The 22,943-nt window shown below is 32.4% G+C and carries 20 protein-coding genes; 6 read left to right on the top strand and 14 right to left on the bottom strand.

Annotation, left to right across the window (positions count from 1 at the left end; genetic code table 11):
* Window positions 1-723: 723 nt before the first annotated feature.
* Genes Q7C23_RS21965 through surE form a run of 4 tightly spaced genes read right to left on the bottom strand, consistent with a single transcriptional unit; the run spans window position 724 to window position 3,416 of the window.
* The gene (locus tag Q7C23_RS21965; RefSeq protein WP_375034520.1) at window positions 724-1,209 is read right to left on the bottom strand and encodes a C40 family peptidase; all 486 of its coding nucleotides are present in this window, start codon (window positions 1,207-1,209) and stop codon (window positions 724-726) included.
* A gap of 12 nt (window positions 1,210-1,221) precedes the next feature.
* Window positions 1,222-2,340 (bottom strand): lipid-A-disaccharide synthase, encoded by a 1,119-nt coding sequence (gene lpxB / locus Q7C23_RS21970; protein WP_375034521.1) that lies wholly within the window; start codon window positions 2,338-2,340, stop codon window positions 1,222-1,224.
* A 31-nt stretch (window positions 2,341-2,371) separates the two neighbouring features.
* Complete coding sequence (locus Q7C23_RS21975; RefSeq protein WP_375034522.1) at window positions 2,372-2,644, bottom strand: hypothetical protein; 273 nt, start codon at window positions 2,642-2,644, stop codon at window positions 2,372-2,374.
* Window positions 2,637-3,416 (bottom strand): 5'/3'-nucleotidase SurE, encoded by a 780-nt coding sequence (surE, locus tag Q7C23_RS21980; RefSeq protein ID WP_375034523.1) that lies wholly within the window; start codon window positions 3,414-3,416, stop codon window positions 2,637-2,639. The genes Q7C23_RS21975 and surE overlap by 8 nt, the downstream gene beginning before the upstream one ends.
* Window positions 3,417-3,627: 211 nt before the next feature.
* Between surE and Q7C23_RS21985 the strand changes: the two genes are divergently transcribed.
* Window positions 3,628-5,811 (top strand): carboxy terminal-processing peptidase, encoded by a 2,184-nt coding sequence (locus Q7C23_RS21985; protein ID WP_375034524.1) that lies wholly within the window; start codon window positions 3,628-3,630, stop codon window positions 5,809-5,811.
* A gap of 93 nt (window positions 5,812-5,904) precedes the next feature.
* The gene (locus Q7C23_RS21990; RefSeq protein WP_375034525.1) at window positions 5,905-6,693 is read left to right on the top strand and encodes a DNA/RNA non-specific endonuclease; all 789 of its coding nucleotides are present in this window, start codon (window positions 5,905-5,907) and stop codon (window positions 6,691-6,693) included.
* Here the strand turns inward: Q7C23_RS21990 and rpe are convergent.
* The 10 genes from rpe to Q7C23_RS22040 form a co-directional block, all read right to left on the bottom strand.
* Window positions 6,670-7,332: a ribulose-phosphate 3-epimerase gene (gene rpe / locus Q7C23_RS21995; protein ID WP_375034526.1), complete on the bottom strand. Its 663-nt coding sequence runs from the start codon at window positions 7,330-7,332 to the stop codon at window positions 6,670-6,672. The genes Q7C23_RS21990 and rpe overlap by 24 nt on opposite strands.
* Before the next feature lie 357 nt (window positions 7,333-7,689).
* Window positions 7,690-8,553, bottom strand: a complete 864-nt coding sequence (locus Q7C23_RS22000) for an RNA polymerase sigma factor RpoD/SigA (protein ID WP_007804760.1) — start codon at window positions 8,551-8,553, stop codon at window positions 7,690-7,692.
* A 139-nt stretch (window positions 8,554-8,692) separates the two neighbouring features.
* Window positions 8,693-10,423 carry a hypothetical protein gene (locus Q7C23_RS22005; protein ID WP_375034527.1) on the bottom strand — a complete coding sequence of 577 codons (1,731 nt, stop codon included), beginning with the start codon at window positions 10,421-10,423 and terminating at the stop codon, window positions 8,693-8,695.
* A 14-nt stretch (window positions 10,424-10,437) separates the two neighbouring features.
* Window positions 10,438-11,628 carry a DUF4249 domain-containing protein gene (locus Q7C23_RS22010; protein ID WP_375034528.1) on the bottom strand — a complete coding sequence of 397 codons (1,191 nt, stop codon included), beginning with the start codon at window positions 11,626-11,628 and terminating at the stop codon, window positions 10,438-10,440.
* A gap of 23 nt (window positions 11,629-11,651) precedes the next feature.
* Window positions 11,652-14,435 (bottom strand): TonB-dependent receptor domain-containing protein, encoded by a 2,784-nt coding sequence (locus Q7C23_RS22015; RefSeq protein ID WP_375034529.1) that lies wholly within the window; start codon window positions 14,433-14,435, stop codon window positions 11,652-11,654.
* Between the two features lie 5 nt (window positions 14,436-14,440).
* Window positions 14,441-15,184: a hypothetical protein gene (locus Q7C23_RS22020; RefSeq protein WP_375034530.1), complete on the bottom strand. Its 744-nt coding sequence runs from the start codon at window positions 15,182-15,184 to the stop codon at window positions 14,441-14,443.
* A gap of 181 nt (window positions 15,185-15,365) precedes the next feature.
* Complete coding sequence (locus Q7C23_RS22025) at window positions 15,366-17,501, bottom strand: polyribonucleotide nucleotidyltransferase (protein WP_194658158.1); 2,136 nt, start codon at window positions 17,499-17,501, stop codon at window positions 15,366-15,368.
* Window positions 17,502-17,660: 159 nt separating this feature from the next.
* Window positions 17,661-17,927, bottom strand: a complete 267-nt coding sequence (rpsO, locus tag Q7C23_RS22030) for a 30S ribosomal protein S15 (protein WP_026983900.1) — start codon at window positions 17,925-17,927, stop codon at window positions 17,661-17,663.
* Between the two features lie 208 nt (window positions 17,928-18,135).
* Window positions 18,136-18,831, bottom strand: a complete 696-nt coding sequence (locus tag Q7C23_RS22035; RefSeq protein ID WP_375034531.1) for a hypothetical protein — start codon at window positions 18,829-18,831, stop codon at window positions 18,136-18,138.
* 32 nt (window positions 18,832-18,863) lie between these two features.
* Complete coding sequence (locus tag Q7C23_RS22040) at window positions 18,864-19,319, bottom strand: GAF domain-containing protein (protein ID WP_375034532.1); 456 nt, start codon at window positions 19,317-19,319, stop codon at window positions 18,864-18,866.
* Window positions 19,320-19,389: 70 nt separating this feature from the next.
* Between Q7C23_RS22040 and xrtF the strand changes: the two genes are divergently transcribed.
* From xrtF to Q7C23_RS22060, 4 genes are all read left to right on the top strand, one after another.
* Window positions 19,390-19,926, top strand: coding sequence for an exosortase family protein XrtF (gene xrtF, locus Q7C23_RS22045; protein ID WP_375034533.1), 537 nt, complete (start codon window positions 19,390-19,392; stop codon window positions 19,924-19,926).
* Window positions 19,916-20,362 carry an exosortase F system-associated protein gene (locus Q7C23_RS22050; protein ID WP_375034534.1) on the top strand — a complete coding sequence of 149 codons (447 nt, stop codon included), beginning with the start codon at window positions 19,916-19,918 and terminating at the stop codon, window positions 20,360-20,362. The genes xrtF and Q7C23_RS22050 overlap by 11 nt, the downstream gene beginning before the upstream one ends.
* 45 nt (window positions 20,363-20,407) lie before the next feature.
* Entirely contained in the window at window positions 20,408-20,806 is a 399-nt protein-coding gene (locus tag Q7C23_RS22055) for a hypothetical protein (RefSeq protein ID WP_375034535.1), read from the top strand.
* A 115-nt stretch (window positions 20,807-20,921) separates the two neighbouring features.
* The gene (locus Q7C23_RS22060) at window positions 20,922-22,928 is read left to right on the top strand and encodes a TonB-dependent receptor plug domain-containing protein (RefSeq protein ID WP_375034536.1); all 2,007 of its coding nucleotides are present in this window, start codon (window positions 20,922-20,924) and stop codon (window positions 22,926-22,928) included.
* Window positions 22,929-22,943: the final 15 nt, after the last annotated feature.

Genomic DNA, 22,943 nt, shown 5'->3' on the forward strand with positions numbered 1-22,943 from the left:
GAATCCCTTTTCATTTGTAGAATGAAAAGGGATTTTTTTATAGCAGGAAGTTTTCCAGTGTTGTTGAAATGAATAGGAATTGGAGCTATCTGCGATAACTGTTTTTGGATGTAAATCTTCCAATACGCGATCTAAGTTTATTTTTGGAGAAGCTGTCAGTACAAGAATATCTGGTTTAAGTTTCTTTTCATAGATGCCGGAACTATCGATCAACAAAATTTTCTTTCCATCAAAAAATATACATTTTTAATTTTATTTATCGATTTCAAAACTCCAAAATTGGCAACTAAATAGACTTGTAACGCGTCGTTTTTTGATTCTTTTTCTGATAACGTATTACTTGTAAAAAGGTTGATGTCTTTGCCAATTCTTTCAGTAATTATGGTTTTTTTCTTCGCATGGAAAACAATAAATTCTTTTTTACTTTCAATTTCTTTTTTGGTTTGTATGAAGTTAATCTGAACCAGAACTATAGTAACTAGTGTAATAACAAGCTTGTTGTAACAAGGTTTTTTTAACCAAGTGATACTTGCTACTAAAAGAGAATGAAAGAAATAATAAGCCAAAGGAAATTGATAGTACTGAAATTATAATTGGAGGTGCCCAATAATACGCTGCTAGAATGCCAAAAACGTAGCCAAACATTATTTTAGCCAATGGGAAATCTAATACTTTCATGCTATAAAAGTATTAAAAATTTGTAAGAAAAATAATATATTAATATTAATCAACAACTCTGTTAATCTGAGCAAAAGAATTTTTGTAATACGGCTCTTTTGTCGACGAAATTATAACACCTTTTGAAGTCGAGGAATGTACAAATTTTATCTCGTCTGACTTTACTTCCGTAATTAATCCAACATGATTGATTTGTCTGCTTTTATTGGTTTTGAAGAAAATTAAATCGCCTTTTTGGGCATCATCAATATTAATTATTTTTCCAATTTTAGACTGCTCATAAGAACTTCTGGGAAGTTTTATATTTTCAGATTCAAAAGAAGTAAACACTAATCCGGAACAATCAAATCCGCTTTTTGTAGTTCCGCCGGCTTTGTATTTTACTCCAATATTATCTGTTGCATTCTCAATTAAATGATTGACGATATATTTGTTTTCCTTCTTTGTTTCTTTATTACTTACCGCATTTGAAGTTGATTTACAAGAAGTAAAGACAAGAGTTAGTAGAAGAAAAATGAGTGCTTTTTTCAAAACAAGAAATATTTAAGGTTGCTTTAAATCGGCGACAATTAGTTTAGCCGTTTTTTTACTGGCACCAATTCCTCCTAATTTGTGCTCTAAAATGTCATAATTTTTAAGCAGTTTTTCACGATAATGAGGTTCAAGTAATTTTTGAAGTTCCTCTTTAATACGTTTCGTGTTGCAATCAGCCTGAATTAATTCGGTTACAACTTCTTGATCCATAATTAAATTGACCAAAGAAATATATTTTAGTGTAATAATTCGTTTTGCAATTTGATAAGATATATTGCTTCCTTTGTAACAAACAACTTCAGGTACTTTAAAAAGAGCGGTTTCTAGAGTTGCGGTTCCTGAAGTTACCAAAGCAGCGGTAGAAGAACGTAGTAAATCATAAGTTTTATTCGAAACAAATGCGATATTTTCGTTAGAAATAAATTGCTTATAAAACTCATATTCCTGACTTGGTGCACCTGCAATTACGAATTCATAATCCTTAAAGTCGTCAACAACACTAAGCATTACACTAAGCATTTTGGTAATTTCCTGTTTGCGGCTTCCTGGCAAAAGCGCAATAATAGGTTTGTCTCCCAATTGATTTTCTTTTCTAAAAACAGCTTCGTCAAAAGGAGGCTGATTCTGAATAGCATCGATTAATGGATGCCCCACAAAATCTACAGGAAAATGATGTTTGTCTTCATAGAAGCTTTTTTCAAAAGGCAAAATCACAAACATTTTATCGACATCTTGTTTGATGGCTTTGATTCTGTTTTCTTTCCAGGCCCAGATTTGAGGTGAAATATAGTAATGAGTTTTGTAGTTGAGTTCTTTAGCCCATTTTGCGATACGCATATTAAAACCAGGATAATCAATAAAAATGATAACGTCTGGTTTGAATTCCAAAATATTTTTTTTGCAAAAAGTAATATTACTTAAAATAGTTTTCAAATTAATGACAACTTCAATAAAACCCATAAATGCCAATTCACGATAGTGTTTTACTAAAGTTCCGCCGGTTTTTTGCATTAAATCGCCGCCCCAAAATCTAATATCAGCCTGAGGATCTTCCTCATATAATGCTTTCATTAAATTAGAACCATGTAAATCTCCGGAAGCTTCACCAGCAATGATGTAATATTTCATATGATTTTTTTTTGCAGTGCAAAGATAAGATTTAAATAAACAAAGTAGAAATTGCCAGAACAATCACAGCCAAAACCACGCCTCTCGCCATCAATTCTTTATCTCTTTTTAATAAAATTAAAAATACAGCTAAGTCTAAAAGAGTACCAAGGGTAATTATTTTTCCTAAGTAACCGTAATGTTTGATAGTTTCAAGTCCTGATGAAAGATTAAAAGTCGTAAAGAATGTGATAAACAAATAACTGCCAAGAAGTGCAGTGAAAATTCCGATAATAAAACCAATAACAATGTCTTTTTTATTCATTTAATTTCCAGGTATTAAGTTGTTGCATAGTATGATGTGCTGTTAAATCAAATTGAACAGGAACAACTGAAATGTAGCCATTTTCCAGAGCCCATTCATCAGTGTCTTCCCCTTTGTCTTCGTTTGTAAATTTTCCTGTAAGCCAGTAATAATCCTTTCCGTAGGGAGTTTGGCGCTTGTCAAATTTTTGGGCATAATACGCTTTCGCCTGACGACAAATTTTTATCCCCTTAATTTCCTTTTCCTTTAATTTCGGGAAATTAACATTTAAAACCACTCCGGTAGGTAATTTATTGGCAAGAGTTTCGAGTGTGATTTTTTTGACAAACGACTTAATTGGTTCAAAATCGGCATTCCAGTCAAAATCTAGCAACGAAAAACCAATAGCCTGAATACCTTCGATTCCGGCCTCAACTGCGGCACTCATTGTTCCTGAATAAATGACATTAATAGAAGAATTTGAACCGTGATTGATGCCTGAAACGCATAGATCAGGTTTTCGATGCAGAATTTCATTTACTGCCAGTTTTACACAATCTACAGGTGTTCCGGAGCAGCTGTACTCCATTACACTGTCATTTTCTTTTGAAATTTTATCCAGAAATAAGGTGTTGTTGATGGTTATGGCATGTCCCATTGCGCTTTGAGGTTTGTCGGGGGCAACAACGATTACTTCGCCAATAGTTTCCATAACACTGATCAAAGCCCTGATTCCGGGTGCTAAAATCCCGTCGTCATTAGTAACTAATATCAAAGGTTTTTCATTTTTCATGCGTGGATGTCATTTGTGAATTGTCAAAATTAAAGCTTGTTAAAGCAAATGTAGTAACAGATTTTGGTAGAATACTAACAAATAAATAAAAATTGTCAACTAAATTAAAGAACGTTTTCGTGCATTAAACATTTTTATATCTTTAACAAAAAATTATAGTGAACTTGGCTGTCGTGGCATAGTTTTTACCGTAACTTAGATTAAAAAATTGATGAATGCTATTATTAAATTTATGAAAAGAAATTATAAAATACTTATAGCCGTATTATGCTTGTCATTAACCTTATTTGCTTTTAAAATAAATGCAGATAAGACAGAAGATCCGGACCCAAACAGAGATAAAACACTTTTAGAATTACTTGCATTCGTTATTGAAAAAGGACATTATAGTCCGGCAGAAATAAACGATGAGTTCTCTAAGGGAATTTTTAAAGATTATATTGATGCTTTAGATCCTTCAAAAAGGTTCTTTTTACAGTCTGATATTGACGAATTTAAGCAATATGAGCTGCAATTAGATGATCAGTTTTTGAATAAAGACCTGACGTTTTTCAATCTGACTTATACCAGATTGATGAAGAGAATGGAAGAGAGCAAAAAACGTTACAAAACGATTTTGGCACAACCTTTCAATTATAACGTTGATGAGACTTTTAATGCAGATTATGAGCATCTTCCGTATGCTAAAAATGCTGTGGAAATTAATGAAAGATGGAGAAAACAAATCAAATTATCTACACTTTCATCTCTTGTTACTAAACAAAAAATAGAGGAAGATAAAAAGAAAACAGATCCTGCTTACAAGGCAAAATCTTTTGAAACTTTAGAAAAAGAAACTCGTGAGAGTTCTTTAAAATCTTTAGATGATAACTTTAGTTTAATTAAAGATTTGAACAAAGAAGATTGGTTTTCTGTGTATGTAAATTCGATCATGACACGTTTTGATCCACATACAAGTTATTTTGCACCAGAAGAAAAAGATCGTTTTGATGTTAATATCAGTGGAAAATTAGAAGGAATCGGCGCGAGATTAACAAAGAAAAATGATTTTACTCAAATTGATGAGTTGATTTCTGGTGGTCCAGCATGGAAAGGGAAACAACTTGAGGCTGGAGATTTAATTTTGAAAGTAGCGCAAGGAAATGAAGAGCCTGTAGATGTTGTAGGTATGCGTTTGGATGATGTTGTGAAAAAAATTAAAGGACACAAAGGAACCGAAGTAAAACTGACAGTTAAAAAAGTAGATGGAAGTATTAAAGTGATTTCAATTATTAGAGATGTGGTTGAAATTGAAGAAACATACGCTAAATCAAGTATCGTAGAAAGAAACGGATTGAAATACGGGGTTATTTATTTGCCTAAATTCTATATTGATTTTGAAAATAAAGATGGCCGTGATGCCGGAAAAGATATTGCTCTTGAAGTAGAAAGATTGAAAAAAGAAGATATTAACGGAATTGTACTTGATGTTCGTGATGATGGAGGTGGGTCTTTGTCTACAGTAGTTGACATTGCAGGTTTATTTATTGAAGAAGGACCTATTGTTCAGGTAAAATCTGCAGGTAAAAAGAAAGAAGTTTTATACGATAAAGATAAAAAGATCGAGTGGGACGGACCATTAGTAATTATGGTAAACAGTTTCTCCGCTTCGGCTTCAGAGATTTTGGCTGCTGCAATTCAGGATTACAAACGTGGAGTAATTATAGGAAGTAAACAAACTTATGGAAAAGGTACAGTACAAAACGTTTTAGATTTAAACCAATTTGTTCGTAATGCAAATTATGGAGATTTAGGTGCTTTGAAAATTACCGGACAAAAGTTTTATAGAATCAATGGTGGTTCAACTCAGTTAGAAGGTGTTCATAGTGATGTGGTAATGCCAGATCGTTATGCTTACTTAAAAATGGGTGAGCGCGATATTGACAACGCAATGCCATGGGATAAAATTGATCCGGCTGATTACAATACCTGGACATCTAATGAGAAATTTAATCAGGCAATTGCAAATAGTAGAAACAGAATTGCAGGTAATGCTCAGTTTAAATTAATTGAAGATAATGCGAGGTGGATTGATGTTAAAAATAAAGAAAACACTTACAGCTTAAATATCGATAGCTTTAAAGCAACTCAGGAACAAGTTGAAAATGAAGGCAAAAAATACAAACCAATTTCAGATTACAAAAACAATTTGGTTTTTAAATCTTTACCTTATGAGGAGCTTGAAATGAACAGCGATGCTACTTTAAAAGAAAAGAGAGAAGCCTGGCATCAGGCATTAGCTAAAGATGTTTATGTTGAAGAAGCATTAAATGTTTTGGATGATTTACAAACGAAAGGTTTAGTGAAAAATAGTGTTAGTCCTAAAATGAAAAAAGATAAATTAGTTAAATCTTAATTTTACAAAGATAATTTGTTATTAAACGCTCCGAAAAATTTATTTTTAGGAGCGTTTTTTTTTGTACGTTTAATGAATAAAGATAGCTTGTAAATGAGGAATTATATTTTGTTAGGTTTGATGATTTTGGTGTCGATTTCATGTAAAAAAGAAACAGTAGGAAGCAATGTCAAAGATGATTTAAAAGAGACTGAATCTAATTTTGTGTCCAATCAGAGTAGAACAGATTCGATGTATACTTTTGCTTATTTGCCAACGTCAACAACTGAACAAATTGTAAAACATAGATATTATACACTTTCGTATAATGAGAAATTCGAACAAGCCGAATGGGTGGCTTATGAATTGAAGAAAGAATATCTTAAAAATAATGATTTTAAAAGACCTTATTTTATCGAAGATCCAAAAGTAACAACAGGTTCTGCTGATTGGAGGAACTATAAAAATTCAGGTTATGACAAGGGACATCTTTGTCCGGCTGGTGATATGGAGTTTAATAAGGATGCCTATATTGATACATTTTACACTTCAAATATCTCACCTCAAAAACATGATTTTAATAGTGGAATCTGGAATAGATTAGAGCAGAAAACACGTTATTGGGCTGAAAAGTATAATGATATATATGTCGTAACAGGAGGTGTTCTGAAAGATTCAGATAAAAAAATAGGGACAGAAAAAGTTGCTGTCCCTAAATATTTTTATAAAATCATTTTAGCTAAATCAGGGAAGGAGCATAAAGCAATTGCTTTTTTGGTTCCGAATGAAGAGAGCGATAAGTCACTTTATGATTTTGTTGTTCCAATTGAAACTTTAGAAAAAATGACCGGAATTGATTTCTTTCCCAATTTAAAAAATTTAAAAAGTAGTAAGAGTTTTTAGTTCCCCAATAGTTTGTGATGGGTTTTCGGCTTTAAAAACAAAGCTTCCGGCAACTAAAACATCTGCTCCTGCTTCTGCTAATTGTTTTGCATTTTTGCTGGTTACACCGCCATCAATTTCAATAATTGTTGAGGCATTTTTGCGTGTAATTAAAGCTTTTAGCTTTTCCACTTTAGCATAAGTGTTTTCAATAAATGATTGTCCTCCAAAACCAGGATTCACACTCATAATAAGTACTAAGTCAATATCGTTGATTACATCTTCTAATAAATCAATATTAGTATGAGGATTGATGGCAACTCCCGCTTTCATTCCTTCAGCTTTAATAGCTTGTAGCGTTCTGTGTAAATGAGTGCAGGCTTCATAATGAACTGTTAGGATATTGGCACCTAAATCAGCAAAAGTTTTAATGTAGCGGTCTGGATCAATGATCATTAAATGTACGTCGATTGTTTTTTTAGCGTGTCTTGAAATCGCTTCTAAAACGGGCATTCCAAAAGAGATATTCGGTACAAAAACCCCGTCCATAATATCAATGTGAAACCAATCAGCCTGACTGTTATTGATCATTTCGATATCACGTTGTAAATTAGCAAAATCAGCTGCAAGAACAGAAGGGGCAATAAGTGTATTCTTCATTTTTTGTAGTTGTGTGTTGTTTTTACAAAGGTAGATTTTAGTTTCTTTAAAATGAAATTAGATTTCATTTTTTGAACCATTAAGAGGTTAAGGAAATAAAGCTTTAGATGCTTAATGATATTTGTTCTCAATTAGTTGAGAGTTTTTGCTTAATGAAACTTAATGTCTTAATGATTCATAATAATACAAATAAAAAACTCCGGTAATCAGCCGGAGTTTCAATCATCAATCAAAAAACGAACAGTCAATCAAACTGTTGTTTGCTTTACGGTCCAATATAGGCAGTTTCGCAATAAATTCCAAATTCCAATAAAATAATTGGGATTTGGAATTTCTAATATTGGATTTTGTGGGGTTTTATCCCAAATAAGTTTTAAGAATTTTACTTCTTGAAGTATGTTTTAATCTACGGATTGCTTTTTCTTTAATCTGACGTACACGTTCACGCGTTAAGTCGAAAGTCTCTCCAATTTCTTCTAATGTCATTGGATGCTGATCACCAAGACCAAAGTACAAACGAACAACATCAGCTTCTCTAGGAGTTAATGTTTCTAGTGAACGTTCAATTTCAGTACGTAATGATTCGTGAATTAATTCTCTATCCGGGTTTGGAGATTCACCAGAACGTAAAACGTCGTAAAGGTTAGAATCTTCTCCTTCAACAAGAGGTGCATCCATTGATAAGTGACGGCCAGAGTTTTTCATAGACTCTTTTACGTCGTTTACAGTCATGTCAAGTTCTTTTGCAATTTCTTCAGCAGAAGGCGGACGCTCATTAGATTGCTCTAATAACGCATACATTTTGTTGATTTTATTGATAGAACCAATTTTGTTTAATGGTAAACGAACGATACGAGATTGTTCTGCCAAAGCCTGAAGGATCGATTGACGAATCCACCAAACTGCGTAAGAGATAAATTTAAAACCACGTGTTTCATCAAAACGTTGAGCGGCTTTAATTAATCCTAAGTTTCCTTCGTTAATTAAATCAGGAAGTGTTAATCCTTGATTTTGATATTGTTTAGCAACCGATACTACGAAACGTAGGTTGGCTTTTGTAAGTTTTTCTAAAGCTCTTTGATCACCAGCCTTTATTCTTTGTGCTAATTCTACCTCTTCATCAGCGGTAATTAGGTCAACTTTTCCGATTTCTTGTAGATATTTATCTAACGATGCAGTTTCACGATTGGTTACCTGCTTGGTGATTTTAAGTTGTCTCATTTTCTTGTCTCCTTATTTTTAAAGTGTACAAATGGTTATACGTAAGAAGTTTCAAAAAGGTTACAACGATTTGAAAAAAAAATAAAAATTCCCGTTTCTGGCTTGTTGAAACGGGAATTTTTATTGTAAATGAAAGTTTTTAATTGGCGGCAGTGTCCTTTATTTCAATAGTTTCTCTTAATGATACAGGAGATCCATTTTTCGCAAATCCTTCGAGTGTGATTTCAAATATGCCTGAATTATCAGAGGTGTAGAATGTATTATTATTGTTATTGCCATCTAGTTTTACTTCTGGATTCCAAAGCAATTGATTTCTAAAATCTGGAATTCTTTCGTTATCAGCAGCATTAGAATAATCAATTTTATGATATATTTTTTTTAACTGTGGTCTTAATATGGAAGTATTTACAATTGAGCTTTCCTTTTGAGTGCTTTTAAAATCTTTGTCGAAAGTAGAAAAAATAATTACTCCGTTAAATGATTTTGCCCCTACATAATATCGTCCTACAATTAATTCAATTTTATATACATTTTTCATGTTGTAGGTCATCAATTCAGTCTGATTCTCCAAGTATAATCCATCAACAAGTACTAAGGCAGATTCCGGCAATTGTGGAAAAACACTAGCGTCATTTACGTGCAAATAAACTTTGTCACCTTTTTGCTTGTGATATATTTCGGTCGCAACTTCAGTTATAGTTTCTTTTAAGGTTTTAAATCTGGTATAATCATCTAAAACATACTCTTTTGCTATAGGATAATAAAATGGATCATAGCTTGGCGCTTTGACAATGTTGTCTGTTTTTTTGTGATAGTAAGCATTTTCTATTTGGCTTGATATTGATCTGTTTACCAAGCTTTCCTTTATTATATAAGATAATGGAGAATCTGCATTAAATGTTAATTTAGAATATTCTATTTTAGGTAATTCGTCTACCAAAATAGTATAATGAGATGCATTATCATCAATAATTTGAACTGTAATGGCGGCATTGTAATTTGCTTTGTCTATGCTAAAAATAAACTTCCCATTGCTGTTTGTTTTTACTACTTTAAAAGCAAATGATTTACCGGGAAGTGATAAGGCAACAGTAATATTTTCGACTTTATCGCTGCCGTTTAGAGAAGTAATTTTTCCGGAAATAATTTCACCTCTTATTTCAGGTAGAATAATATTTGAATCCTGATTGAGAAGTGCAACTGTATTATTTTGGCTGAAAGATGAAAAATTGGTTGCTGTAATTTGATCATTCACAGGCAGATTGTCTATTTTTCGAACAGATAATGAATAACTTCCGTCTTTAAAAACAGGGTTGACAGGTTCAATTTTTAACGATACTAATTCGCGGTTACCAAAGCTTTTTTTGTTAAGATTGAATTTTACATTCTCATTAGTAATGCTTTTTTCTGTTAAAGTCGATTGGCTTCCATTTGCAGTAATATTGGTGCTGTTGGTAGCAATTACATTTGATATAGCTTCTTTTTCGCTTGACTTAAAAGGATTAATAATCGTAATGTCTATTTGGAAAAAATCTGTAGTTGGTTTGTTTAGCATCCAATCGGTATAGCCAATTAATTTATAATTCCCTGTTTTTAAATTTGTGGGTATGAAATAGTCTCCTTGTCCATAAGAATTTTCTAAGGCGACTTTAGCTTTAAAAACCGAATTTTTATTACTGTCAACAAGTTCTATATAAGCAATTTTGCTAATGATGCTAGGTGTTTTATCTGAAGATTTTAAGCAATATATTTTGTATAATAAGCTCTCTCCTGAAACAAATGTTGTTGCATTTGCATGGATAAATACTGTTTCGTCTAAAGCAACGATCGATTGTGCGCTGGTTAATTGCGTATTAATTAATACAAACAATAATATAAGGTGTTTTAATTTGTCCAAAATGAAGGTATTTCGTTAGATGAAAAGGAAGTGCAATCGCCACATTCTACAGGAACCATGTAATAAAAACTGGATTCTATATTGTATTTATATGTAATAGCATTAGCAGTAATTCTATCAATTAAAACATTGCCACGACATGGAATAGGCATACTAAGACCAAAGCAAAATTTAAATTCTTCTTCGGTACAATCTGTATAGTATGGCGGAAGTGTTTCTCCAGGAAATAAATCAGAATAATTAAAAAATATTCTTTTTGATGAAAATGATGATACTTCAAAAAAGCCAATTACTTTTTCACCAGTATTAGAAACACATTTTAAATTTCCGTTGATAAAACCTGGCTGTTTAGGAGATAATACACTAGCCGAACTAGAAATTTCTTTCATCGTTTTACGAAAGGTATAGGATTCTAAATTTTGCACATATTGCTTCACCAGGATGCTGTAACGATGGCTGATGATATAATTTTGATCACTGATAAAACGAACAGGAAAGTTAACGCGATCTTCTTGCAAATTTGTTGTAGTAGTTAAAATGATATCATTTGAGGCTTTAGTACTGTAACATATTCTGGTATTAGGATCGTTAGGCTCTAATCCAACTGATTGAGGACCTGTTACTACTAATTTTTCCTGGCGGTATACAGGTGCGATAATTTTATAGGTCTCTTCATACTCGTATCTGTAGTATTTTGACGTATTGCTCGGATCATAGTTGTTTACTCTGATTTGAACTCCTCTTCCTTCTTTGCTGTCTGTAACAACGGTAGGAATGACGCTTTCAATTTGATTTTCAGTAGTAAGAGTTTCGTTTGAAGATTGATAAACTTTACCATTCTTGGTTTTTATTTCTAAAGTATAAATTCTGTTTGGCACAGCTTGAAAATCGGCTTCTGACACATAGATGTTATTTTCTTCTTTAAAAGCATATACAGTTCCTAAATCGTCTTTAATCGTTACTGTGGCACCTGTTTCATTTACAACTCCGTCGTCTTCAAGTTTGGCAGTTTTAGACAGTTTAACTTCTTGTTTTTTTAATTCATTAGTTATAGTTGCCTCGACAACCAGAGCTTCTTCATAAGTGTCTGATTGTAATACATAAGTCTCTGTGCAGCTGCTCAAAAAAAGACTCAGTACTAGAAGGAGGGCGTATTTATTTTTATAAAATGTTTTCATGATTTTTGAATCCGTTTGGGATATTAAAATTTAAAGTTATAAGTAATACTAGGAACAGGAATAGAAAAAATTGATGTTTTATATCCCTTCACTTTACCGCTAGGATCTGTTACAAAATAAATTGAATACGGGTTATTGCGGCCTAACACATTGAAAACAGATATGTTCCAGAAACTATGAGCTAGTTTTTTTATCTTATGGTTTCCTTCAATGTTAATTCCGATGTCTAAACGAATATAATCCGGAATTCGGTATTTATTTCTATCGCTATAAAGAGTGTATTCTGCTCCTCCATAATTATATGTTCCAATAGGAAATGTAATTGGTCTTCCTGTTTGATATAAAAAGTTGGTCGAGAAACTATATCTTTTTGTAAATTTATAATTTAATACGGCACTAAAGTCATGAGGTTTGTCAAAATTTGATGCGAAATATTTACCTCCGTTTACCTTTTCTTCGTTAAATTGACTATCTAATTTTATAAGAGATCTTGAATAAGTATATCCGATCCATCCGTTTAATTTTCCTACTTGTTTTTTTACTAAGAACTCGATTCCATAGGCTTTTCCTTCACCTTGCAAAAGTTCAGTTTCTACATTTTCATTTAATAATAATTGTGCTCCAACTTTATAATCGAGAATGTTTTTAGATCTTTTGTAATAACCTTCCAAACTCAATTCATACTCTTCGTCTTTAAGGTTTTTGTATAATCCTAATGAGACTTGTTGTGCGCTTTGAGGTTTTACATTTGCGTCCGATAATTTCCATGTATCGGTTGGCGATTGTGTAACATTACTAGACAAAAGGTGAATGTATTGTCTTGTCATGTCATAACTTGCTTTGATTGAAAAGTCTTCAGCAAAGAAATACCTTGCAGCTACACGAGGTTCCAGCCCTCCATACGTTTTTACAACTTCATTTTTGCCATAATGCTCTGTTCTGGTTACTGTTGCGTCATTTAAAGGTAGGCCTTCCTGATAAAAATTCACATCAGCTTCTCCTAATGAAGCATAAAAAGAATATCGAAGACCTAAATCGACAAGTAATTTTTCACTTAATTTATAATTGTCGCCAAAATAAACAGCAGATTCCAGCGCTTTCTCTTTTGCTATATCAGTCGGGACTAATGTAGCATTTGGATTAGTAGGATGCTGGTATCCTGGAGAAATGTTATATAATTTGCTTGCAATTCCGTATGAAAAATTGTGTTTTTCATTAAATGCATAATTGAATTTTAATTGCAATTGCGATTCGTTGATCTTATAGCCAAAATCAAATGAATTGATGTCATCAGTATTATAATCAATATTGAATTTGTATTCGCTGTTTGTAAAAAGAAGAGCAGATTTATGTCTTTTACTAAAAGTATGATCCCATTTAACAGAAGCTAATCTATTACTGTATTTGTAAACCGAGTCTGAACTAATGCTAAAACGGTCATGGCTGTAATATATTGTAGCTTCTAAATTGTTGTTTTTGTTGATGGCATTATTGTATTTTAGAATTCCGTCATAAAAACCAGCTTGACTGTTTTTAAGGTTTTCGTCGTCTAAAGTTTTTAATATCCAGTCCGAATAAGTTGCTCTCGCTCCAAAAAGAATGCTCGATTTGTTTTTTTGTATTGGAAGACCAAAACTTAAGTTTGATGTAACAGGGCCTATGGCGCCTTCTCCTGAGAATTTTTCAGGATTTCCATTCTTTGTCGTAATATCAAATACAGATGAAAGTCTTCCTCCAAAATCGGCAGGAATACTTCCTTTGTAAATATCTGCTTTTTTCGCTGTATAAGGGTTTATTGCAGAGAAAAAACCTAAAAAGTGTTGTGGATTATAAAGGACTGCATTGTCAAGAAGAATTAAATTTTGATCTTCTTTACCACCTCTTACGTTAAAGCCTGCAGATCCTTCTCCGGTAGTTTTAATACCCGGAAATGTTGTTGCTACTTTTAATATATCTCTTTCGCCTAGAATTAATGGAACGTTTTTCATTCCTTCAATGTCAATTGAAACCAAGCCTGATATAACAGTTTCTGTGGTTTTTTGTCCTTTTTTCTTAATTACAACTTCATCCAGCTGATTTGATTTTTCATTGATGTCGATGTCTAAATTTCCGTTATCATATACAATAACCGTTTTTGTAATTTCTTTGTGGCTTAAAGATTTTATTTCAATAACGTTTACTCCTCTCGGTAATTGTAAGCTATAATGACCATCTAAATCAGTAGAAGTACTAATATTTTTGTTTTTTACTTTTAAAAATATGTTTGGCTCTGGCTTGCCGGTTTCTTCGTTTTTAATAGTTCCGGTCAGTGTAAAATTCTTTTTCGTTGCATCCTTATTTTCTTTTCCTATAAAAACGACTGCAGCTTTTTTTGTTACACTATAATTGTTTAGAGTATCTAATTGCTTGTAAAAAATTGGATTTTCTGAATCACCGTTTTGGTCATTTACATTTTCGGGAGGTGAATCTGTAAAAAAGTTACCGGGCAAATTTTCATGAATAGTGTTGTTTAGAGTTAAGATTATTTTGTTTTTCAGAACAACATAATTTAAATCTGTTTTGGCTAAAAGTTTATTTAATATTTCATCAATTGTTGCATTGTTGAAATTTTCAGAAATTAAAATTTTGTTTGCTTCAACCCAAGTCGGATCAAAGTAAAATTTATAAGATGTAGAAGATTCAATAGCTTTTAATGCAGTTAATAAATTTTGATCTTTAAAACTTATAGTTAGTTTTTCCTTTGAATCTTGAGCAAATGATAAATTAAAGGACAGTAAAATAATTAAGGCGAGTATAGTTTTTTTCATTTGTCTTATTTATTTTGATTTGAAAGAGAGTTATTAATATATTTCATCAAATTTTTCATAAATTGATTTGGATCAGATTTTCTAATATCTCTATTCATTAAATAAAACTCATTGATTTGTTTCTTTTGGTTTGGAAATATTTTTACGATTTCACCTTTACTGTCTACTTTATATAAGTTTTTTTGATATGATAAGTAATAAATGCTGCTCGGCTTGAATTGGTAATAAATACCATCTTCTCTAACTTTTTTCTGCATTAATTTGCTGTGCTTGATATAAAAAACAAAGTCATTGCTGTTTTCTGATACTTCGTAATAGCCCGGGGTGAAATTGGGTAAATTAAATTGTTCTTTACTTAGATTTACAAATTTTTGATTATATATCGAAAAAGATTGGACTTTTTCTTTGATAAGGCTTATTCCTAGTAAATCGGAATTGCCATGTGGATTCAAAATTAAAATATCTCTATATATGTCATATTTAAGAGCAGTTTCATAGTATATCTGTCCTTCATAAGACAATGAGCCTTTTTCAAATTTGTCATCAATATAATAGATATGTCCGTCCGAAGTCCTGAAAGGGTCGGTATATAATATCCCGTTGTTGATGTCTAGATTTTCTTTTCCTACAGTTTTGTCATACAAATTATAGATGTCTATTTCTTTGCTGGTTTGACTGTGTATTGAGCAAATGTTTAGTAATAATCCAAAGAATGTTAGGATTGTTAACTTTTTTTGATAATTTTTCAAAGGATTGTACGGTTTTATTAATTTATTTTGGCGATTCCAAAAGTATTAAAAAAAATATAACAAAGTGTGGTGTGAAATGTTAAATTGTAATAAAATATTTATTCTTTTAAACGAAAAACCCCAATTCAAATAAATGAATTGGGGTTTTCTATGAATAAACCTTTAGTAAACTAAGATCTGATTACTCTTTTTTCTCCTCACGTGGAGGTCTTTGTAAAAGCGCTTTTCTTGACACTTTTTCTTTTTTAGTTTTAGGATCCACTCCTAAGTATTTCACTTCAAATACATCACCCATGTTTACAACATCAGTCACGTTTTCAGTGCGTTCCCAAGCTAATTCAGAAACGTGTAATAAAACTTCATTACCTGGTGCAGCAGTATATTCTACAACAGCTCCAAAATCTAACATTTTAATTACTTTTACTTCGTAAGCTTCTCCCATTTGTGGTTTGAAAGTGATTGACTTAATTTTAGCCAATACTGCTTCAATTCCAGCAGGATCTGTACCTAAGATTTCGATAACACCTTGCTCATCAACTTCGTTGATTACAATAGTTGTTCCTGTAGCTTTTTGTAATTCCTGAATTACTTTTCCACCAGGTCCAATTAATGCTCCAATAAAGTTTCCAGGAATAGTTCTGGTAATGATTTTTGGTGCATGAGCTTTTACATCAGCTCTTGGTGCAGCAATAGTCTCAGTTAATTTTCCTAAAATATGTAAACGTCCTTCACGTGCTTGCCCTAAAGCTTGCTCCATAATGTCGTAACGTAAACCATCAATTTTGATGTCCATTTGACAAGCTGTGATACCGTCAGCAGTTCCGGTTACTTTAAAGTCCATGTCTCCTAAGTGATCTTCGTCACCTAGAATATCAGACAATACAGCAAATTTTTCACCGTCAGTAATCAATCCCATAGCAATTCCAGAAACTGGTTTTACCATTTGAACTCCAGCATCCATCAAAGCCATTGTACCAGCACAAACTGTTGCCATAGAAGAAGAACCGTTAGATTCTAAAACTTCGGAAACAATACGAATTGTGTAAGGACAATCAGCAGGAATCATATTTTTTAACGCTCTTTGAGCTAAGTTACCATGACCAACTTCTCTTCTTGAAGTTCCTCTTAGTGGTTTTGCTTCACCAGTAGAGAAAGGAGGGAAGTTATAGTGTAAGTAGAATTTCTCTTCACCTTGTTCAGATGGAGAATCAATTTGGTTAGCTTCTCTAGAAGTTCCTAAAGTTACTGTCGCTAAAGCTTGAGTTTCTCCACGTGTAAATAAAGAAGAACCGTGAACTCTTGGTAAATAATCAGTTTCACACCAGATTGGTCTGATATCTGTAGTTTTTCTACCATCCAAACGGACACCTAATTCTAATACTACATTACGAACAGCTTCTTTGTTTGTTTTGTAGAAATATTTAGAAACTAAATCTCCATCAGCAGCTAATTCTTCTTCAGTAAATAAAGCTTTTACTTCTTCTTTTACTTCAGCAAATGCAGCGCCTCTTTCGTGTTTAGCTGAACCAACTTTTGCAATAGCATAAATTTTATCGTATGCTGCAGCTTTTACTTTTTTATAGATTTCTTCGTTTTCTTTCTCACCTTCGTAAGTACGAATTTCTTTTTTGCCAAAAGCAGCTTGTAAACGCAATTGCGCCTGAATTTGTACTTTAATAGCTTCGTGAGCAAATTTAATTGCCTCAACCATTTCAGCTTCTGAGATTTCTTTCATCTCACCTTCAACCATGGCAACAGAATCCATAGAAGCTCCAATCATCATATCGATGTCAGATTTTTCTAATTCTACTCTGCTTGGGTTGATAACAAATTTTCCATCGATACGTGCAACACGTACTTCAGAAATTAAGTTATAAAAAGGAATATCTGAAACTGCTAATGCTGCAGATGCCGCTAAACCAGCTAAAGCGTCTGGCATAACTTCTTCGTCATGAGACATTAATTGAATCATAACTTGTGTTTCAGCATGGTAATCGTCTGGGAAAAGCGGACGTAAAACACGGTCAACTAATCTCATTGTTAATACTTCGCTATCACTAGGACGAGCCTCTCTTTTGAAGAAACCTCCTGGGAAACGACCTGCTGCTGCAAATTTTTCGCGGTAATCTACCGTTAATGGTAAAAAGTCAACCGCTGGGTTAGAAGTGCGAGCTGAAACTGCTGTTGCAAGAATCATTGTGTCGCCCATTCTTACTACTACCGAACCGTCTGCTTGTTTAGCTAAACGACCCGTCTCGATTGTGATGCTTCTGCCATCACCTAAATCGATCTTTTCTACAAATAATTGTGGAATCATAATTTTTCCTTATTGGTTATACAATGGGTTTTAGTTGTGTTGTAGTTGTTGTGTGTAGTTGTTGTTTCTAAAACCCAATGAAAAACCAAACTTTTTTTCTTAAAATGCTTGTAATGTAAAAACAAAAAGAGGCACTTTCGCACCTCTTTTCTATATTGATTATTTTCTGATATTCAATACTTTGATAATCTCACGATATCTGTTGATCTCTTTCTTTTTCAAGTAATCCAACAAAGCTCTTCTTTTACCTACTAATAGTACAAGTGAACGCTCAGTGTTATAATCGTGACGATTTTTTTTCAAGTGCTCAGTTAAGTGTGAAATTCTGTAAGTGAACAATGCAATCTGACCTTCTGCGCTTCCAGTGTTTGTTGCAGCACCGTGTTGAGCGAAAATCTCTTCTTTCTTTTCTTTAGTTAAATACATTCCAATATTATTTAATGATTTTTATGTATGTCTCTACAACTTTTGTAAGACGGGTGCAAAATTAGAACTTTTTTTTGAGAAAATAAATTTATAAACTGAAAATTTTAATGATTAGCGAATTTAAGGTACATAAAATCTTTTATTTGTTGATTTTGAGGTTGTTTGTTTTTAAATATCGCTATTTGAAACTGCTTTTAACGGTTACAAACTACTTTTTCTTTTCTGCTTTTTTACCAGTTTGTTTTTCATTTAATGAAGAATAAGAGAGCTTCGTATTATTTTCGTCTGAACTTACTCCCGAAATTAAAATACCTCGATCATAATTATTGATAAAAGTGGTCTTTCGTAAAATGTCATTTCCCTGCCAGACACCTTGTTTCAGTCCATCTTTAACAACTCCTTTTTGTGTTATAAATTTATCAGTTTCCTCATATTCTCCATTTCCATCAACCACGGTTTGATTTTTATCCGGATCCCAGAAATTAAGGATTAAAGTTTGAGATTTTTTAGTTTTTGGATCCCAAAAATTCTGCTTCTCGCATTTTTTAATTTGGTTTTCATACCAGTTAATCTCTTTGCCTTTTTTGTGATCTTCGGAATAATCTACAACAGATTCTTTTGCGCCATTTTTATAATAGTAAATAAATTGGCCATCTTTTTTCAAAATGTCTTTATCTAACGTTGCGCCTGTCATTTTCTTTCTTCCGTTTTTGTAAAAGTCAGTTACAACATAGCGGACGCTTTTTTGAGAATAATTGGTAATTACTCTGGTGTAACTATAGTTTTCTGGTGTAGCTTCGCGATCTAATGAGTCAAGAAAAATTTTCTTTGAGACTACATTAATTTGTGCAGATGTATTGAGTGAAAGGACTAGAAGAAATAAGATGAATAATTTTTTTTTCATTCAGGTCTATTTTTCTACTAAAAATACTGCTTTTAAAACAGTTTTGCAACCTCTTGATTTACAAATTCCAAAAATCGTTCGTCGGCTTCAGTAAAAGGGTCAATAACATGACTGTCAATATCAATCTGACCAATGTTTACTCCATTCACAAACAGAGGAACCACAATTTCTGATTTTACTGTAAAGCTACATGCAATATAATTGTCCTGAGCAGCTACGTCCGGAACTACAAAATTAGCATTGCTTTCTGCAACTTGCCCGCAGATACCTTTTCCAAAAGGAATTACGGTATGATCAGTTTCTGCTCCAACATAGGGACCAAGATGTAAGGTTTTGTTTTCGTGATTCGCAAAATAAAAACCAACCCAGTTATAGTATTCTACATTTTCATTTAATAACTGACATATTGCCAATAATTTTTCGTCTCTTTCTGCGTTGTTATCAATAACAATAGCGCTTATTTTTGGTTGTAATTCCTGAAATGTCATGATATAAAATTTTATACAAAAGTATTTAAAGCTAGTCTCAAAAAATACATAAATTTGAAAAAAAAATCTCTTGAAAAAATATTTAATACAATTTAAGCCTTTTCTTGTTTTTATAGGCACCTTCTTTTCAGCTTATATTGTATTGACTTTACTTTATAAGTTTTATTTAAATAGTTTCGCGGCCAATGATGTTGATGGAGCAACTAGTATTGTTAGTTATAATGTAGAACGGCTAATGCACTTGTTTAATTGTGATGTCCTTATTCAGAAAAGTGTATTGCATCCTTATTTTGAAGTTTGGTATAATAAAAAATATACGATTAGAATTGTAGAAGGCTGCAATGCAATAAGTGTCATTATTTTGTTTGTGTCTTTTATAATTGCTTTTTCCGGAAAACTCAAAACAACTTTACTGTTTGTAATAACTGGAAGTATTTTGATATATCTTTTAAATGTGATTCGGATTGCAATTTTGACCGTTTTGTTATTTCGTTTCCCTGAAAAGGAACATATCTTGCACGGCGTTTTATTTCCTTTAATTATTTACGGATTGGTTTTTATCTTATGGGTATTTTGGGTAAATAAATTTTCGAAATATGCGAAGTAATATAAGGAAGTCTGGGGTTGAAATTCTAACGGCAATATTTGTAGTACTATGTTTTGGATTAATCAGGACATTTGAAAATCAATTGTTTTATGATCCGTTTTTAGAGTATTTTGAGCTGGATTTTAAAAATTTACCATTTCCTCAAGTTGACGTTTTTAAACTTTTCTGCGGACTCTTTCTGCGATATTTTTTAAATACTATTTTATCATTAATACTTATTTATGCATTATTTCGTGATGGAGAAATTTTAAAGTTCAGTACTTTTCTTTATTTGTTTTTTTTAGTGATACTTTTTGTTTTGTTTTTTGTTATTCTGAATTATTTTCCTGACGCGAACTGGCTGCTTTTTTATGTACGTCGATTTATCATTCAGCCCATATTTGTTTTGCTTTTTATTCCTGCATTCTATTATCAGCAACAAAATTTTAAAAAATAACATTTCATTAAATCTTTTCTGCCGTTTTTTAAATAGTTTTGCAGTATGAATTTAAAAAAGTGCACAGGATTATTTTTAGCGTTCCTACTGTTGGTCTCCAACATTGGGTTTGCTTTTGATGTGCATTATTGTGGAGGGGAAATAGCATCTCTTTCCTTAAATACATCGGCTGTGGCTGCTCCGGAAAAAAGCTGCTGCGGATCTGCGGAAAAAAAATCATCTTGTTGTAAAGATAAAGTGGTACACATCGAAAAGAAGTCGGATAATGCTACTTTCAAAATATTCTTTTTTCAAATTGCTTTTCCAGCAGTAATTCAGGAATATCAACCAATTGCTTTTTTGTCAATTCCGAATTTTAAAAGCAATCAAATCATTTCGTATTATTCTGATGCGAATGCGCCCCCCTTATTCAAATTATACAATCAATATATTTTCTACTCCTGATTTTAATATTTTAGAATCAAGTCTTTCTGTGGCTTGTGGTGTGCTGTTTTAGTTTTTCTATTGAGGATAAACTTCAAAAAAAACAGTTTTCTAATTACTATTAAAATCATTTTTTATGCAAAAAAATATCATGCTGTTGGGTATGATTTTGCTTTCAGTATTTGTTTTTTCACAAGAAGATTTACAGGAAGTAAAAGTTACTAAAAAGCAAAAAGGAATAAAAAAATCCTATACACTTACATCCAACACAACCATAATTACAAGTAAAGAGCTGCTAAAAGCCGCTTGCTGTAATCTGGCTGAAAGTTTCGAAACCAATCCATCAATCGATGTTAATTTTTCTGATGCTCTAACAGGAACCAAACAAATAAAAATGTTAGGTTTAACAAGTCCGTATTTAATGATCACGGAAGAAAATATCCCATCAGTTCGTGGTGCTTCTCAGGCTTATGGATTATCATTTACGCCCGGAACCTGGATAGAAAGTGTTCAGATTACAAAAGGAGCGGGGAGTGTTATAAACGGTTATGAAAGTATTTCGGGACAAATAAATACCGAGCTTTTAAAGCCGCTGAGCGATATTCCTTTTTTCCTAAATGCTTATGGATCTACGGATGCCCGTTTTGAATTGAATACACACTTCAATAAAAAAATATCCGATAAATGGGCGACGAGTTTATTTGTTCACGGAAATACCCGCGTTGCCAAAAACGATATGAATAATGATGGATTTTTGGATAATCCATTAGGAAAACAAATCAATGTTTTAAACCGATATCAATATTATGATCCCGAAAGTGGGTTGGTGAGTTTTATCAATTTCAGATATATGAATGATAAAAAACAAACCGGTGAAGTTGATTTTGATAAAGACAGAGATCGTGGAACAACCAATCATTGGGGGTCAGAAATCAATACAGAACGTTTTGATGTATCGACTAAAATCGGGTATGTTTTTAAGGATATGCCTTACCAGAGTATTGGTTTCCAAAATGCTTTTAACAGTCATAATCAAAATTCTTATTTTGGTTTGAATCTGTATGATATTAAGCAGAATAGTTTTTATTCGAATTTGATCTTCAATTCGATTATTAATAATACGAAGCACAAATTCTCAACAGGTTTAAATTTTACCTACGATCAATATCAGGAATTTGTGAACGTGACAGATTACAGCCGAATTGATAATTCGGTTGGGGCATTCTTTGAATATACCTATGATAATACCGATAATTTCAGTTTGATATTAGGAGGGAGAGTAGATAACCATAATCGACTGGGATTTTTTGTAACGCCTCGTTTGCACATGCGCTATAATCCTTGGGAGAATGGGGTGATTCGTTTTTCTGCCGGAAGAGGAAAACGTTCTGCAAATATTTTTGCAGAGAATCAACAGTTGTTTGCAAGTTCCAGAACGTTTTCAATATTAGATAATAATGGAAAAATTTACGGCTTGAATCCTGAAATTGCCTGGAATTACGGCGTTAGTTTTTCGCAGAAGTTTAAACTTTTTAATAAAAATGCCGAAGCTGGTTTTGATTTCTATAGAACTGATTTTCAAAATCAGGCTGTTGTCGATTTGATGCAAAGTCCGCAAGATGTTTTGTTTTATAATTTAAAGGGAAGTTCTTTTGCCAATAGTTTTCAAGTGGAATTCAATTACGAGTTAATTCATAATCTGAATTTAAGAACTGCCTACAAATATTATGATATACAAACAGATTATTTGAAGGGAACTTTTCAACGTCCGCTTCAGGCAAAACATCGTTTTTTAGGAAATTTAGAATATGAGACTCCAATGGATGATGATAAACAATGGAAGTTTGATTATACTTTTAATTGGTCAGGAGAACAACAATTACCTTATACGGCATCGAATCCGGTAGAAGACCAGTTTCCTGAATTTTCACCTTCATACGCTGTCATGAATGTTCAGGTTACAAGGGTTTTTTCGCCAGTTTTTGAAGTATATATTGGAGGAGAAAACATCGGGAATTATAAACAGGAGAAAGCAATTTTAGGTACCGAAGATCCATTTGGACCAAATTTTGATGCTTCCATAGCTTACGCACCAATTTTTGGACAAATGTATTATGCGGGATTACGCTTCAAAATAAAATAAGAAATACAATATCAA

The sequence above is a fragment of the Flavobacterium sp. LAR06 genome (genome assembly GCF_041946075.1).
Taxonomy (GTDB): Bacteria; Bacteroidota; Bacteroidia; order Flavobacteriales; family Flavobacteriaceae; genus Flavobacterium.